The 16,633-nt window shown below is 33.3% G+C and carries 14 protein-coding genes, 2 pseudogenes and 1 other annotated feature; of the genes and pseudogenes, 13 read left to right on the plus strand and 3 right to left on the minus strand.

The genetic code is table 11. The features are described 5' to 3' along the window. The 4 genes and pseudogenes from J418_RS15495 to J418_RS0106110 form a co-directional block, all read left to right on the plus strand. A pseudogene (locus J418_RS15495) lies at positions 1 to 386 on the plus strand (PTS mannitol transporter subunit IICBA); the annotation flags it as partial. A 22-nt stretch (positions 387 to 408) separates the two neighbouring features. Beyond that, entirely contained in the window at positions 409 to 2,454 is a 2,046-nt protein-coding gene (locus tag J418_RS0106100) for a BglG family transcription antiterminator (RefSeq protein ID WP_017895100.1), read from the plus strand. 17 nt (positions 2,455 to 2,471) lie between these two features. After that, the gene (locus J418_RS0106105) at positions 2,472 to 2,912 is read left to right on the plus strand and encodes a PTS mannitol transporter subunit IIA (protein WP_023625458.1); all 441 of its coding nucleotides are present in this window, start codon (positions 2,472 to 2,474) and stop codon (positions 2,910 to 2,912) included. Positions 2,913 to 2,914: 2 nt separating this feature from the next. Continuing rightward, complete coding sequence (locus J418_RS0106110) at positions 2,915 to 4,069, plus strand: mannitol-1-phosphate 5-dehydrogenase (protein ID WP_017895101.1); 1,155 nt, start codon at positions 2,915 to 2,917, stop codon at positions 4,067 to 4,069. 18 nt (positions 4,070 to 4,087) lie between these two features. Here the strand turns inward: J418_RS0106110 and J418_RS17005 are convergent, their stop codons facing one another. Next, on the minus strand, positions 4,088 to 4,273 hold the full coding sequence (locus J418_RS17005; protein ID WP_136711423.1) for a sortase domain-containing protein: 186 nt from the start codon (positions 4,271 to 4,273) through the stop codon (positions 4,088 to 4,090). Beyond that, positions 4,267 to 5,442 (minus strand): aminotransferase-like domain-containing protein, encoded by a 1,176-nt coding sequence (locus J418_RS0106115; RefSeq protein ID WP_017895102.1) that lies wholly within the window; start codon positions 5,440 to 5,442, stop codon positions 4,267 to 4,269. The genes J418_RS17005 and J418_RS0106115 overlap by 7 nt, the downstream gene beginning before the upstream one ends. A gap of 80 nt (positions 5,443 to 5,522) precedes the next feature. Continuing rightward, positions 5,523 to 5,774 (minus strand) — a binding site (T-box leader). Between the two features lie 204 nt (positions 5,775 to 5,978). On the opposite strand from J418_RS0106115, the gene J418_RS0106120 reads away from it, so the two are divergent. After that, positions 5,979 to 7,427 (plus strand): MDR family MFS transporter, encoded by a 1,449-nt coding sequence (locus J418_RS0106120; RefSeq protein ID WP_017895103.1) that lies wholly within the window; start codon positions 5,979 to 5,981, stop codon positions 7,425 to 7,427. Positions 7,428 to 7,523: 96 nt separating this feature from the next. On the opposite strand, the gene J418_RS0106125 is transcribed toward J418_RS0106120, so the two are convergent. After that, a complete protein-coding gene (locus J418_RS0106125) occupies positions 7,524 to 8,306 on the minus strand; it encodes a DeoR/GlpR family DNA-binding transcription regulator (RefSeq protein ID WP_017752936.1) in 783 nt (260 codons plus the stop codon). 281 nt (positions 8,307 to 8,587) lie between these two features. Here J418_RS0106125 and J418_RS0106130 point away from each other — a divergent pair, with 281 nt between their 5' ends. From J418_RS0106130 to J418_RS0106165, 8 genes and pseudogenes are all read left to right on the plus strand, one after another. Continuing rightward, positions 8,588 to 9,742 (plus strand): iron-containing alcohol dehydrogenase, encoded by a 1,155-nt coding sequence (locus J418_RS0106130; RefSeq protein ID WP_017895104.1) that lies wholly within the window; start codon positions 8,588 to 8,590, stop codon positions 9,740 to 9,742. 8 nt (positions 9,743 to 9,750) lie between these two features. Next, positions 9,751 to 10,596 (plus strand): class II fructose-bisphosphate aldolase, encoded by an 846-nt coding sequence (locus J418_RS0106135; RefSeq protein ID WP_023625460.1) that lies wholly within the window; start codon positions 9,751 to 9,753, stop codon positions 10,594 to 10,596. Positions 10,597 to 10,608: 12 nt separating this feature from the next. Continuing rightward, positions 10,609 to 11,625, plus strand: a complete 1,017-nt coding sequence (iolC, locus tag J418_RS0106140) for a 5-dehydro-2-deoxygluconokinase (protein ID WP_017752933.1) — start codon at positions 10,609 to 10,611, stop codon at positions 11,623 to 11,625. A 32-nt stretch (positions 11,626 to 11,657) separates the two neighbouring features. Continuing rightward, the gene (locus J418_RS0106145) at positions 11,658 to 12,458 is read left to right on the plus strand and encodes a 5-deoxy-glucuronate isomerase (protein WP_017895106.1); all 801 of its coding nucleotides are present in this window, start codon (positions 11,658 to 11,660) and stop codon (positions 12,456 to 12,458) included. A gap of 16 nt (positions 12,459 to 12,474) precedes the next feature. After that, a pseudogene (gene iolD / locus J418_RS15500) lies at positions 12,475 to 14,417 on the plus strand (3D-(3,5/4)-trihydroxycyclohexane-1,2-dione acylhydrolase (decyclizing)). 67 nt (positions 14,418 to 14,484) lie between these two features. Next, entirely contained in the window at positions 14,485 to 15,156 is a 672-nt protein-coding gene (locus J418_RS0106155; protein ID WP_080629771.1) for an MFS transporter, read from the plus strand. 342 nt (positions 15,157 to 15,498) lie between these two features. After that, complete coding sequence (locus J418_RS0106160) at positions 15,499 to 16,002, plus strand: flavodoxin family protein (protein WP_017752929.1); 504 nt, start codon at positions 15,499 to 15,501, stop codon at positions 16,000 to 16,002. Continuing rightward, positions 15,999 to 16,631, plus strand: coding sequence for a hypothetical protein (locus tag J418_RS0106165; protein ID WP_017895108.1), 633 nt, complete (start codon positions 15,999 to 16,001; stop codon positions 16,629 to 16,631). Before J418_RS0106160 ends, J418_RS0106165 begins: the two co-directional genes overlap by 4 nt. Positions 16,632 to 16,633: the final 2 nt, after the last annotated feature.

Here is a 16,633-nt window from a genome sequence, read left to right on the forward strand (position 1 = left end):
TAATAACAGTAAAGAACTTTCTGGACCGTGCCAGATACCAGGAATTTATACAGAGATTGAAGAATGATTCTGATGATAATTCAAATAATATAGTTAATGAAAAGTCAGACATTAATTTTGTAGTATTTGCATGTGATGCAGGAATGGGATCTTCGGCAATGGGAGAATCTCTTCTAAAGAAGCAGCTTAAGGATGCTGGAATTGAAGGTATAAAAGTTGAACACTATTCAGTTGACAGTATTCCAAAGGATACAGATGTAGTATTTGTTCAGGAAAATTTAAGTGAAAGAGCTAGGAATTCAGCACCTGATGCAGAAATAATAACAGTAAAGAACTTTCTGGACCGTGCTAGATACCAGGAATTTATAAACAGATTAAAAAAATAAGTAATAATCTGGAGGAGGAAATATGGATAATTTGACTCCAAGGCAGCAATTTATATTGGATGGATTGTTAAATGGTAATTCTTTTAATGTTGATATTCTCCATGAACAACTGGGGGTAAGTACAAGGACAATTATGAGGGAGATTTCTTTCCTTAATGAAATTTTAAAGAAGAAGAGTCTTACTATATTTGTAAATGAAAATATGGATATATATATTTCAGGCAAAAAAGACAGTATTCAAGATGTGAAATCTTCCTTGAACGCAATTCCAGTTCAATGGATATTCAATAAAGAGCAGAGAAGGATTGCCATAGCATGTGAACTTTTGGTTTCAAAAGAATCATTGAAGATATCCTATTTCAGCTATAAATTCAATGTAGTTATGGGGAGTATAAGTCTTGATCTTGATACTATTGAGAAATTTGTAATTAGAAAAAACTTGTGCTTGATCAGAAAAAGAAATCATGGAGTAAGTATTGAAGGGTCAGAATGGGATAAGAGAAATGCACTTGTAGAATTACTGTTCAATTTTAAACCTTTTGAGTATCTATTGGGATTTTTCTATGATAAAGGTACAGATGAAACAGTTAAGTCACTTTTTAACATGATTTTTGAAAGTGGCACTATTGAACTTGTAAAGAGTGTATTGAAAAATTTGAATTTAAAACATCTTAAATTAAATGACGTAAAGTATTTCAACCTGTTCATACTAATACTTGTATCAATCAAGAAAACTAAAAACAATGACAATATACATCTGCCAGAGAATGTCAAGGAGAAATTAAGGTCAATGAAGGCATATGAAGAATTAAAGTCCCTTATTGAACCTTTAGGTGAAAATAATATAAATCTTCCAGAAGATGAAATAGCTTATTTATGTATTTATATTAATGATTATAAATACTATTATGATGATTCAAATGAATCTGATATCAATTTTCAGGACATATCTTCTGAAATAATTGCTGATGTGTCCCAGAGAATAGATGTGGATATTACGGATGATGTACAATTGCTGCAGGATTTAACCAATCATTTGAGGCAGACATTTCACCTGTTGAATATAGGCCTTAATGTATTGAATCCAATGGCATCCGAAATAGAAAAGCATTATCCGAAACTGTTCAAGATACTGTTTGATGAATGCAGATTAATATTTTCAAGATACAATATCAAAATATCTTCCAATGAAGTTGGATATATAACAATGCACATAGGTGGTGCACTTCAGAGAAAAGAGGAAATTTCAAGTAAGTTAAAGATACTGATTGTATGTCCTGGGGGAATAAGCAGTGCAAGAATACTGGAGAGCAAAGTGAAATCTCTTTTTCCGGACATAGGCACCATTTATATAAGTGCATTGCATGATATAAATATAGAAAAAGACAGCAGGGAATATGACTTGATTTTGTCCACTGTATCTATTGGAACGGGAAGTGAAGAAATCCACAATATAATTGAGGTTTCACCTTTTATGATGAAGAAGGATGTTGAAAAAGTTAATGGCTATATTTCCAAAATCAAGTATATGGATGAGACAGAAAAGAAGAGCATGAGTGCCCTTGACTCCGATGAAGCAGCAAATAGAAAATGTGAACTTGCAAATACAATCTTAAAGAATTTTCATATTAGGGAAGTAAATATTGAGAATTTTGAAGAGTTAATAGACTTTGTAGTGGAGGATGTGTCAGAGGCCGATATTGCAGCAGGTAAAGAGGTTATAAAAGATCTTATTCTAAAAAGAGAAGCCAAGGGAAATTTAGTTGTCCCCAATACCGGTATAGCACTGCTTCACACTAGAAGTGACAAGATGAAACTACCTTTTGTGGGGGTTTATAGAACAAATAAAGTTTTTAAAATGTCAACTAGAGGATTTTCAATGGAAGATGTAGATACATTTTTAGTCCTGCTTGCCAGGGATAAAGAGAACAGCTATATATTACGTCTTTTAGGAAAGATCAGTGTGTCTTTAATAGAGGAAAAGGAATTTGTTGAAATATTAAAATCAGGAAGTTTAAGCGATATAAGAAATCATTTGATAAACATTGTAAATAAAGAAGAGGAATGAAAGGGGAAAATAAAATTATGAACAAGGAAATATTGTCAGAAAAAAATATTGTATTAAATGTACCTTCAGAATCAAAAGATGAGGCAATAGAAAGAGTAGGAAAGCTTTTGGTGAAAAATGGTTATGTAAAGGAGAACTATATAGAGGGCATGAAGGCAAGGGAAGAAGAAGTTACCACCTATATGGGAAACGGTGTTGCCATTCCCCATGGCATGAATGAATATAAAAAACAGATACTCAAAACTGGAATAGTTATAGCACAGTATCCTGGTGGAGTTGATTTTGGAGAAGAAAATACAGCATATATAGTAATAGGAATAGCAGGTAAGGGAGACGATCATATGGAAATACTGTCCAGTATAGCCCTGACTGTACAATATGAAGAAAATGTTGAAAAGCTTAGAAATGCAAAGACAGAACAGGAAATTATAGAAATCATAGAAAAGGGGGACAATTAATTATGAAAGCAGTTCATTTTGGTGCAGGAAATATAGGAAGAGGATTTATAGGGTATCTGCTCCGTAAATCCGGATACGAAGTTACATTTGTAGATATAGCAGATTCATTGGTTGACAATATAAACAAATATGGTGAATATACGGTTATAACTTTGAGTACAACACAGAATAAAGAAAAAATTGAGGATGTAAAGGCAGTTAGCCTGAAGGATATACCTTCACTTGAAAAAGTTGTACTGGATGCGGATCTCATAACTACATCTCTTGGGGCAAACAACTTGAAGAGTACGGGAAATACGCTGAAGGGCATTTTGAAGAAAAGGGCCAAAACCAATCCAAAGCCACTTGATATAATAGCTTGTGAGAATGCCCTCATGGCTACGGATATGCTTAAGGATGCGATATTTGAAGGAGAAAATTCAGAATTTAGGGAATATTTAGACAAAAGTGTAGGATTTCCTAATAGTGCAGTGGATAGAATTGTCCCAAATGTGGATATGAAAAAGGAGCTTCCAATAGATGTAGCAGTGGAGGATTTTTATGAATGGGATATTGAAAAAAACAAGGTCAAGGTAAATGACGGAATAAAAGGTGCAGAGTATGTTGAAAAGTTGTCACCTTTTCTTGAAAGGAAATTATTTTTGTTAAATGGTGCCCATGCAACTATTGCTTATCTTGGATATCTTAAAAAATATGAATTTATACATGAAGCTATAAAAGATGATTTTATACAAAAAGTTGCCATTGGATTTCATTCAGAGGCCGTAAAGGCACTTAGCATAAAGCATAAAATGGATATTGATTCTCTAACAAGGTATTCTAAAAAAATAATAAACAGATTTAAAAATGCCTATTTGAAGGATCAGGTATTCCGTGTAGGAAGGGATCCTGTAAGAAAATTATCAGGACATGACAGATTGATAACTCCATTGAATCTATGCTATGAACTCAAATTGGAATATGGAAACATCATTTGTGGTATAGCAGCAGGATTCCTGTTTGACTATGATGGAGATGAAAAGGCAAAACAGATACAGCAGGGTATAAAGGCAAATGGTATTAAAAAGACAATTTGTGATATAACAGGACTTGCAGTAGAAAATCCTTTAAATGCAAAGATAGCAGAGAAATATGAAGAACTAAAGAATAATCTATAATGCTTGTAAAAAGCAGCCCTATAAGCTGCTTTTTTCTTTGGCTTTAATTATAAGCCTGTGTGTTGCAATTCTTATAGGAGTACAGGTAACAAGTGTGATAGTGGAATCCTTTGTAGGATTAAGTACTTCTATTGATTTGGCAAAACAACTTTGATGCTGTATATAGTTTATATTGTGAGGGTATGAGGTTAAATAGGTTATAATTTCCCGATTGCTCTGGCAAGTCTTTTAATACCTTCTTCAATGGATTTTTCGTCGGAATTTGTATAGTTGAGCCTCAATGTGTTGCTGCCTTTTACATTGACATAAAATGGATCTCCTGGAACAAAGGCAACATTTTCTTTGGCTGCAAGATCAAACAGTTCCAAAGATGAAATACCTTCAGGAAGGGTTACCCACAGAAACATTCCACCTTCAGGTTTTGTGCTCTTTATGCCTTCAGGAAAGTATCTTTCAATCATTGACACCATACAGTCTCTCTGCCCCTTGTACAATTTTCTGATCTTTTTTATATGGTCTTCAATGTCATTGTCCATTAAGAATTGATGGACTACTCTCTGTGAATAATAATTTGTGTGGAGATCAGCTGCCTGTTTCGCAGTTATTAGTTTTTCCATGATTTCACCTTTGGCACATATCCAGCCAAGCCTCATTGCAGGAGCTACTATCTTAGAAAATGAACCAAGCATAACGGATTTATCTCCCAGATAAGTTTTTATAGGCTGTAGGTCCTCTCCTATAAATCTCAGTTCACCATAGGGATCATCTTCAATGAGAATTGTATCATATTTTTTCAAAATGTCTGCAGCAGCTTTCCTGTTATTTTCTGAATATGTAGTTCCAGAAGGATTTTGAAAGTTGGGAACTGTGTAGAATAATTTTGGACTATTCATAGCAAGGGATTTTTCCAGTAAATCAATATCAACCCCATCATTATTTACGGGAACTGAATTAAAAACCGGCTCGAAAATTGAGAATGCCTGTATTGCACCTAAATATCCGGGACGTTCAATAAGAACATTGTCATCCTTGTTCAAAAATATTTTTCCAAGCAAGTCCAATCCCTGCTGTGAGCCATTTGTTATTAATATTTCATCGGCATCAACCTTTAAACCGAATCTTTTAAGATATCTTTGTGCAATGTATTCCCTTAGAGGGCGATAACCTTCAGTTGTACTGTATTGGAGTACATCACTGCCATTTTCATTTAAAACTTTTATAGACGCTTCTTCAACTTCCTTGATTGGAAAGGATAGAGGATTTGGAAGACCGCCTGCAAAGGATATTATATTTGGATTTTCTGTAACTTTTAAAATTTCTCTTATAAAGGATTTTTGGACTTTATTCATTCTTTCAGCAAATTTTATACTCATTTATATTTCACCACTTTCTAAAAATTTTTGGTGATATTTCCAATGCGCATTTGGAAATATCAAAAACCCTTCATCCTATATAATAGGACGAAGGGTAAATTTCCGTGGTACCACCTAATTTTGTACAAATGTACACTCTCAACATAGTACGGGCAACATATGCCGATACTAGTTCCCTCTTAACGGTGGGATTCCGTTAAAGCCTACTTGCCTGAAGCTTTCAGTTTAAAGCTCTGTGACTACCTTTATTACATCAATCATGAGAAATTTCCACCTGCATTCTCTCTCTTTGTTTCATGTATGTAATTACTCTTTCACATCAATGCCTTTAATATAATACATATATATTATCAGAATAATGACAGATTGTCCATAATTTATTTTGCAGCTTATTATAACGAATTTAACCTATTAATAAATAAAATATAATGATATAATCTCTATGTATTAAAGGATTACAAAATACAGTGCAGGTATCGATTTCCTTGAAATTAATATCTGTATTTTTATTCATGATAATGAGGAAGTGATTAAAAGTGGGTTCAAGAAAGAAAAACATACTAATGGCATTGACTGTTGCAATGTTTCTGGCAGCGGTTGAGGGTACAGTGGTTACTACGGCCATTCCAACCATATCAAGGGATTTGCAGGGATTTCAAATTATCAGCCTGGTATTTTCAGTATATTTATTGGCCTCTGCAATTTCTACACCTATATATGGCAAATTGTCGGATTTATATGGAAGAAAAAATATGCTTTCCATAGGAATAATAATGTTTTTAATTGGAAGTTGTCTGTGCGGACTATCACAGAACATGTACATGCTTATAGGGTTTCGTGTAATTCAGGGATTGGGTGCAGGTTCGATATTTACACTTACATATACAATAATAGGTGATGTATTTACTATTGAAGAGAGACCGAAAGTTCAGGGCATTATAGGCACTGTATGGGGAGTAGCAAGCCTTACAGGTCCATTTTTAGGAGGAATTTTAATAGATACTCTGTCCTGGCACTGGATCTTTTTTATAAATATGCCTTTTGGAATACTGTCAGTCATACTTATACAAAAAAATATAAAAGAAAATTTTGAAAAGAAAAGATGCAAAATTGATTTTGCAGGAATTGTTACTTTATCATTGGCCATGATTATATTTTTAAATATTTTTGTGTCAGGCCAAAATAAAAATTCCACTTATATATTCAATATAATATCAGTTTTAGCTGCTGTTGTATTGTTAATTGCATTCTATAAAATAGAAGAAAAAGCGGAAGAACCAATTATCCCATTCAGTATATTTACAAGATCAATTACAATAACAAATTTAGTAAGTTTTCTGGCATCAACTGTATTGATAGGTGCAGATGTATATTTCCCCATATATATACAAAATGTACTTGGATTCAGTGCAAAAATATCAGGTTTGGCTCTTGCTCCAATGTCAGTTGCCTGGCTTATAGCTTCAGTAGTTTTGGGAAAACTTATAGTAGTTCGTGGAGCAAAATTCGTAGTTTTGGTTTCAAATTTCATCCTTATAGTAGGTACAATACTGCTTCCTACCCTGGGCATAAATTCTCCGATTTTACTGGTATTAATATATGTTTTTATAATGGGTTTTGGATTTGGAGGAGCTTTTACTACTTTGACCATAGTTATACAGGAATCTGTAGGATACAATCAAAGGGGTGCTGTAACTGCATCCAACGCTCTAGTTAGAACATTGGGACAAACAATAGGAGTAAGTGTATTTGGAGGTATATTCAATTTATTTATAGTTAAATATTTTGTGGGGATAGGAATTAAAGGAGTAGATCCGGGTAATTTATACAAGGCATCCGGATATAATTCCAATGCAACTGTTGAACAGATAAAGTTTTCCCTGAATAGTTCTCTTCATGTACTATTTATAATATTGATAGCAATATCCGTACTTTCATTGATTATATCCATAGCAATGCCAAAGGAAGAGAAAAGTGAAATATGAGTAACGGTGACTGCTGAAAATCATCTTCCTATTTAAATAGGAAGATGATTTTCAGCAGTCCTTTTCTAAAGATTTATTCTATATAATATATAAAAACTATCCTTGTGCATATATACAGTTGTCATCTTGTGCTATTATTAAATTCACATTGTTTTTGTTAATGAATTCTATATATTCTTCTGGTGGCACTTTATCAGTTATTAGATAATCTATATCTCCTATTGAGCAGTATGTCATTAAAGAAGAAGTTCCAAATTTTGAATAGTCTATTAACACATATACCAGGCTACTTTTGCTAATCACAAGTTTTTTTATTTCAGCTTCTTGTGGAGAACCATTTGTTACACCATTTGTTAAAGATATTCCTGTAGAAGCCATAAAAGCTTTGTTTATATTATATTTTTTTAGAAGGTTCAGTGTATCTATACCTACAAATGAATTTGTATTTCTTACCAGACTGCCACCAGTAGAAATTATATTTATATTGTCATATTTTATGCATTTATTGATGAAATTGAGATTGTTGGTTATTATGGTTATATTTTTTTTATCCTTTAGAAAATATGCAAGGTTTACTGTAGTTGTTCCCGAATCTACAAATATTATATCACCATCATTAATCAGTTCAGCTGCTTTTTCAGCTATTAAAGATTTTGGATGGCTGTTTTTTATTTGCCTTTTATCAAAAGGAATAAGGGGATTGGAATTTACAGATACACCTCCGTATACCTTTTTTATTGTACCTTTTTCAACTAACTCACTTACATCCCTTCTTATTGTGTTTTTTGAAACATTAAATATATTAGCCAATTGGTCTAGTGTTACTGTCTTATTATCTAATATATATTCTTCTATTTTTTGTATTCTTTTCAGTTTCATGGCTTTCTCCTTTCATTAAAAGTACAATTAAAATGTTTTTATTAATAAATTTACTATGCCCTTATATATAATTATATATAAAAACTCAAAAAAGTAAACAATTCAATTCAAATGTTAACAATAACTTGATCAATAAATAACTAAAATATGTTTATCCAAATTTATTTTAACAAAGTTTTAATAAATATATTGACATAATGAAACTATAAGTGGTAATATTTAATCAACAAGTAATCATAAATTCACAAACAAATAATCAAAAAATATAAGAAGGTGAAGTTTTGAGTAATTTATTTTTAATGCCAAGATATGTTTTTACAGGCCAGGGGGCCCTGGATAAAGCTAGTGAAGATATAAAACTATTGGGCAAGAAGGCACTTATAGTTACAGATGATGTGATGATTAAACTGGATAGCATAAGCAATATTACTAATTTATTGGATAAGCTGGAAGTTAATTATTCTATTTATCATGACGTCAATGGAGAACCTACAGATGTTATGGTCAACAATGGAATCAAGCAGTACAAAGATAACAATTGTGACTTTTTAATAGCACTGGGTGGTGGAAGTCCTATTGATACAATGAAAGCCATAGGTGCAATGATAACGAATTCAGGTGAGATAAACGATTATCTTGGAAAGATAATTGAAAAAGAAACTCCTCCATTGGTGGCAATCCCAACCACAGCTGGAACTGGCTCAGAAGCAACTCAATTTACCATAATAACAGATACTGAAAAAAATATAAAAATGCTGTTAAAAGGACCATATCTAATACCAACTATTGCAGTAATAGATCCTATTTTTACAATTACTTCTCCTAAAAATGTTACTTCTTCTACAGGATTGGATGCACTCACCCATGCTATAGAATCCTATACGTCAAAACTTGTTCAACCTATGTCAGAAATATTTTCTCTATCTGCAGTAAAAAAGATATTTGATAATTTATTGGAAGCTTATAATAATGGAAAAAATGTCAATGCGAGGACAGAAATGTCTATAGCTGCACTTCAAGCAGGAATAGCATTTAACAATTCCTCCGTTACTATAGTACACGGTATGAGCAGACCTATAGGTGCATTGTTTCATGTACCACATGGATTATCAAATGCAATGCTCTTAACAGATTGCCTTGATTTTATTTTGTCTGGTGCACCTGATAAATTCTGTACTTTGGCCAGGACAATTGGAGTATATGAAAAAAATATGAGTGATATACAGGCAGGAGAGAAATTTATAGAGGCTGTTAGAAATCTTTGTACAAAATTAAATGTACAGACATTACAGAAATTTGGAGTTGAAAAGAGTATATTCATGGAAAATTTGGACAAGATGGCTGAAGATGCACTTCAAAGTGGAAGTCCTCAAAACACAAGAAGAGAAGTTAAAAAGGAAGATATAATAGAGATATATAAAGGATTATGGAAGTAGGTGAAGTTATGTCACTGACAAGATTAAAAGAATTACTGGATGAAGCTGAAGACAGAAAGTATGCAATAGGTGCTTTTAGTATTGCAAATATGGAAATGATAATAGGAGCTGTCAAGGCTGCAGAAGAATTGAAATCACCTATAATATTGCAGATTGCAGAAAGCAGGCTGAAGCATTCACCGCTGCATTTAATAGGACCTGTAATGATGGAGGCAGCTAAAAAAGCCAAAGTTCCCGTAGCAGTGCATTTGGATCATGGTTTGACTATGGATTGTATACATGAGGCACTTGATTTAGGATTTACCTCTGTTATGATAGATGGTTCCAAATATACTCTGAACAAAAATATTGATTTAACTAAAAGTGTCATCAAAAAAGCCCAAGAATACGGTGCTTCAGTAGAAGCTGAAATTGGTAGAGTGGGAGGCAGCGAAGATGGTTCAGAGGATATATCTGCCATGTATACAGATACGGGTGAGGCATATGAATTCTATAGTGAAACAAAGGTTGATGCGCTTGCAATTGGCATAGGAAATGCTCATGGTGTTTATAAAGGTCTGCCTAATCTAAATTTCGATGTATTGAAAAATATTTATAAAAAGGTGGATGTCCCTCTGGTTTTACATGGAGGTTCCGGTATAAGTGATGATGATTTTAGAAAATGTGTTTCATATGGGGTGAGAAAGATAAATATAGCTACTGCTACATTTATTTCGGTTGCTCAGAAGGTAGAAGAATTATGCAGGAAACATGAGCACACAGACTATTTCAAGCTGCATGAAGCTGAAATTGAAGGTGCATATTTAAATGTTAAAAAGCATATAAAAATTTTTGGAAGTAATAATAAAGCCTAGGGAGGAGAAAAAATGCAGTATATTCAATTTGACAATGGCAGAAAATTTGATGTTATACCTTTGGGAAGAGCAACTATAGATTTAAACCCGGTGGAAATAAACAGGACTTTGGCACAAAGTGCAACTTTCAAGAAATACCTTGGAGGATCTCCTGCAAATGTAGCTGTAGGGCTTGCTAGACTTGGAAAAAAAGTTGGATTTATAGGTAAGATATCAGATGATAGATTTGGAGATTTTATTATTGATTACTTTAAAAAGGAAGGCATAGATGTTTCTCAAATTTATAGGGCAGAGAATGGAGAATCTCTTGGACTTACTTTTACTGAAATACTCAGCCCTACAGAAAGCAGTATATTGATGTATAGAAACAGTATTGCAGATTTAAGCTTGAATGTAGATGAAATTGACGAAGATTATATAAGAAATACAAAAGCAATCTCCATATCAGGAACAGCTCTTGCTCAGAGTCCTTCAAGAGAAGCTGCCCTTAAAGCAATGGAATATGCAAAAAAACACAATACAGCTGTAATCTTTGATATAGATTATAGAAAGTACAATTGGAAAAACAAAGATGAAATAGCAATTTATTATTCAATGATGGGTAAAAACAGTGATCTGGTAATAGGCTCAAGAGAGGAATTCAACCTTATGGAAGGTCTTGTTGCAGAAAACAGCAGTGATATTGAAACGGCAAACAGATGGATTGGATATGGAAACAAGATAGTTGTTATAAAGCATGGCAAAGATGGATCTACAGCCTATACGGAAGATGGAAGAAAATACAGTATCAAACCATTCCCTGTTAAACTGATGAAATCTTTTGGAGGTGGGGATGCTTATGGTTCAGCTTTCATATATGGACTTCTTGAAGGATGGGATATAATAGATGCTCTTGAATTCGGAAGTGCTTCAGCTGCAATGCTTGTTGCAAGCCATAGTTGTTCAGATGCAATGCCTAAAGTGGAAGAAATAAAAAAATTTATAAAAGAAGAAAAGGCTAAATACGGTGAAATGGTGGCAAGATATTAAAGCAGAATATTATAGTTGGGAGGAATTAGCATATGAGTTTAAGTGAATTTGGTAATTTGGGTTCTTTAAAATTTGGTGAAAATAAAATATGTGGAATAAATGGCCCGCATAAAGAAATGCTTATGGATATATCAGTAAACAGGATTAGAAAAAATTCAGAAGAATCTTATGAAGAAAATAACAAGGAAATGGCTGTTCTTCTTTTAGACGGCAAAATTGAAGTAGACTGGCATGGCAATAATCAGATAATGGAGAGACATTCAGTGTTTGATGAAGAACCATGGTGTATTCATGTTCCACATGGTACAAAAGTAACAGTAAAAGCTCAAGAAGAAAGTGAAATAATCTTTCAGGCTGCTGAAAATGAAAACGACTTTGATCCGAAATTATATTTTCCGAAAGATTGTCAAAGTGATATATTTGGCAAAGGAGTATGGAATGATACTGCAAGAAGAATTGTAAGAACCGTATTTGACTATCATAATGCCCCTTATTCAAATATGGTAATGGGAGAAGTTATTACATTCCCAGGAAAATGGTCAAGCTATCCTCCACATTATCATCCTCAGCCTGAAGTTTATTATTATAAATTCAACAAACCTCAGGGGTTGGGATTATGCCTTACTGGAGATGATGCCCATAAGATATCGGACAACAGCTATGTTGCCATTCATGGGGGAGATGTCCATCCTCAGACTTCGGCACCTGGATATGCAATGTATTACTGCTGGATGATAAGGCATCTTAAAAATAATCCATGGACTGACAGAATTGATGTTGAAGAACATAAATGGTTATGGGAAAAAGACGTAAAAATATGGCCTGACAAATAAGGAAGGAGGTTAAATTATGAAAAAAATAAGACTTACAGTTGCACAGGCACTGGTGAAATTTCTTGACAATCAATATGTTGAATTTGATGGTGTTGAAACTAAATTTGTCAAAGGTATTTTTACAATTTTTGGACATGGAAATGTAGTAGGACTTGGTCAGGCGTTGGAAGAAGATCATGGAGATTTGATAGTACATCAGGGAAGAAATGAACAGGGAATGTCTCATGCTGCCATAGGATTTGCAAAACAAAAATTGAGAAAACAAATATATGCGTGTACTTCATCAGTTGGGCCTGGTGCTGCCAATATGGTGACAGCAGCTGCTACAGCAAGTGCAAACAGAATACCTGTACTATTCCTTCCAGGAGATGTATATGCTACAAGGCAGCCTGATCCAGTACACTGCAGCAGATGGAACAGTTTAACAATCTTACAATAAGCACAAATGATGCTTTTAAAGCTGTAAGCAAATATTGGGACAGGATTTCAAGACCTGAACAGCTCATGACAGCCTACATAAATGCAATGAGGGTTTTGACAGACCCTGTAAATACAGGAGCGGTTACCATAGCATTACCTCAGGATGTTGAAGGTGAGGCATATGATTATCCAGAACAATTTTTCCAGAAAAGAGTACACAGAATAGAAAGAACACTCGCAACGAAAGAAATGATAAAGGATGCAGTTGAACTTATCTTAAAGAAAAAGAAGCCTATGCTTGTATGCGGTGGTGGAGTAAAATATTCTGAAGCTGCAGAGGCTTTTAAAAATTTTGCAGAAAAATTCAACATACCATTTGGAGAGACTCAGGCTGGTAAAAGTGCAATAGTGTGGGATCATAAATTGAACCTTGGAGGAATAGGGGAAACAGGAAGTTTGGCTTCTAATATGATTGCCAAAAAGGCAGATCTTATAATTGGTGTTGGTACAAGATATACAGATTTTACAACATCGTCAAAATGGTTGTTTCAAAATCCTGAAGTTGATTTTCTCAATATAAATATAGCTGGATTTGATGCTTATAAATTGGATGGAGTTAGAGTTGTAGCTGATGCTAAAGCAGCATTGGAAGATTTGACAAATGAACTTTCAAAAACAGGGTATAAGTCCTCATACAAAACTGAAATAAAAGAGGCCAGGGACAAACTGGATGCAGAAGTGAGGAGAGTATACAGTACGGAGTATAAAGAAAAAGGTTTTGTGCCTGAAATACAGGATCATCTTGATCCGTCGGTATTTGAAGAATTCAAGGAAATAACCGGTTCATGCCTGACACAATCAAGAGTTGTAGGTATCTTTAATGAAATGCTTGCTAATGATGATATTGTAGTTGGTGCATCAGGAAGTTTGCCTGGAGATTTGCAGAGAATATGGAGGCCAAAGGGTGTCAATACCTATCATGTAGAATATGGATTTTCATGCATGGGATATGAAGTAAATGCATCACTGGGTGTAAAGATTGCAGAGCCTGACAGGGAAGTGTATGCATTTGTCGGAGATGGTTCTTATATGATGCTTCATTCTGAACTTCCAACCTCTATTCAGGAAGGAAAAAAGATAAATGTAGTACTGTTTGACAATATGGCTTTTGGATGTATAAACAACCTTGAGATGGAACATGGAATGAACAGTTTTGGAACAGAATTCAGATTCAGAAATCCAAAAACCGGGAAGTTGGACGGAGGCCTTGTTCCTATGAATTTTGCCATGAATGCAGCTTCCTATGGATGCAAGACCTATACTGTAAAGACGATAGAAGAGTTAAAAGAAGCAATAATAGATTCAAAGAAACAAAAGGTATCTACTCTTATAGACATAAAAGTACTGCCAAAGACAATGATTCATAAATATGGTTCCTGGTGGAGAGTAGGATTGGCCCAGGTATCCAAGAGCAAGAGAATTCATGATGTATATGAAAATGTGATAAAGAAAAATCTTGGTGAGGCACGTCAGTACTAATTATGGAGGATGTCTTCTAATTTATAAAAGAGTTTATTATTAAGAAAGAAGGTTAAATAAATCATGGATTCGCCGTCTTGTATTGATTGGTATAGGAATAGGTATTATACAGCAAATAGCGGGAATTAATGTAATGATGTATTATGGAACTACTGTTTTGGAAAAGGCTGGATTTGGTGTTAAGGCAGCATTGATTGCCAATATAGGAAATGGATCCATAGCTGTTATAGTTACAATAATTTATATGAAGGTTTTTTCAAATAGAATTAGACGTAGAACTATGCTGCTTACTGGATATACAGGAAGTACGTTATCTATGCTGACAATAGCTATTCTTACACATTTATTACAAGGACAGGCCATTCTTCCTTATCTGGTAATAATATTGACTATGGTTTTCTTGGCTTTTTTCCAGGGAACTGTTGGGCCGGTAATTTGGCTTGTGTTATCTGAAATATTTCCACTTAGATTAAGAGGACTCGGCATGGGAATATCTACATTTTTCTTATGGATAGCCAATTTCTGTGTTGGAGTTGTATTTCCTACTTTGCTATCAAAATTTGGATTATCAGGTGCATTTATAATATTTGTCATACTTGGAGCTATAGCGTGGGCATATACGTATAAATTTGTACCAGAAACCCTTAACAAATCACTGGAAGAAATAGAAGAATCTTTTAGAAATTATAAAAAGAAAACTTCAGATAGTTCAAATATAAACAAAATATATAATAAATAATTATTTTATAATAGACTATACCTGAACCTGTGCATTAAATGAAATTGTATTTCTCTAATAAGTTCAGGTATATTTTAATGAAAATCAATTACACAATGTTAGCAGGACAGCTGCATATTATATCAATTGCAATATCATACAAGAATTAATTACTTTAATATGATATATTTAAAAGAAGATGGAGAAAGGAAGTTAGGATTGTTTACCTGGACAGGGAATTGAATATGGGAGTTTATAATATAGTAGTATAATTTCATTATAAATAATCGAAAGAGGTTAAAGAAGAGTGCAAGTATACTAATTTGAATAATGGCGTGGCTGCTTATAGGAGATGAGTGATAAATGAAATTATTAATACATGATCTGAAAGCTGATGATTTAAAAAAGATATTTTCCAATATATTAGATGATATGATAATTATCTCAGACGATGGGACAATACATAATTGCATAGGTTGCTTCGGGTGCTGGATAAAGACACCTGCAGCCTGTGTAATACATGATAAATATAAAGATATGGGGGAATATTTATCAAAATGCAGTGATGTTATTATTATTAGTGAATGCTGTTATGGGGGATTTAGCCCATTTGTCAAGAATGTATTGGACAGAAGTATTCCTTATCTGCATCCTTATTTTATAATAAAAAATGGGGAAATGCATCATAGGAGACGATATAATAATAATATAAACATGCAAGTATATTTTTATGGTCAAAATATAACAGAAAGAGAACGACAAACTGCTAAAAAAATTGTAAAAGCAAATTCAATTAATTTAGATTGCATTGTAGACAAAGTTGTATTTACCCATAATATTTTTGAAATGAAGGGACAGATATTATGAAGATAGCGTTTATTAACGGAAGTCCTAAAATAAAAGGCAGTGCTTCTGCTTGTATATTAAAGGACTTGAAGCTTTTCTTGAACAATAATATAATTTCCGAATATAATTTCAATAAAAAGAAATTAACTTTAAAACAGATGGAAGAACTGGCAAGATGTGATATATTGGTATTTGCTTTTCCTCTGTATGTAGATGGAATTCCATCTCATCTATTAAACTGCCTTATTCAATTGGAAAAGTTTTTTATAGAAATAGAACAAAAAGAGATTATTGTTTATTGTCTTGTAAATTGTGGCTTCTATGAAGGACACCAGAATAAGCTGGCAATTGAAATAATGGAGAATTGGTGTAAAAAGTCAGGCATTAAATGGGGACAGGGAATTGGGATTGGAGCAGGTGGAATGATAACATCTTTAAAAAATGTTCCAATTGGACATGGACCTAAAAAAAATTTAGGAAAAGCATTAAAAGAATTTTCAGGTAATATATTAAAAGGTACTTCAGGAGAAAATATATTTATTACAGCAAATTTTCCAAGAATTTTGTATAAACTTGCTGCAGAAATGGGATGGAGGCATTTAATCAAAGCAAATGGTTTAAAACGAAAAGATTTGTTTTTAAAAAAATAAAC

Origin of the sequence: Clostridium tyrobutyricum DSM 2637 = ATCC 25755 = JCM 11008, assembly GCF_000359585.1 — a bacterium.
Classification (GTDB): domain Bacteria; phylum Bacillota; class Clostridia; order Clostridiales; family Clostridiaceae; genus Clostridium_B; species Clostridium_B tyrobutyricum.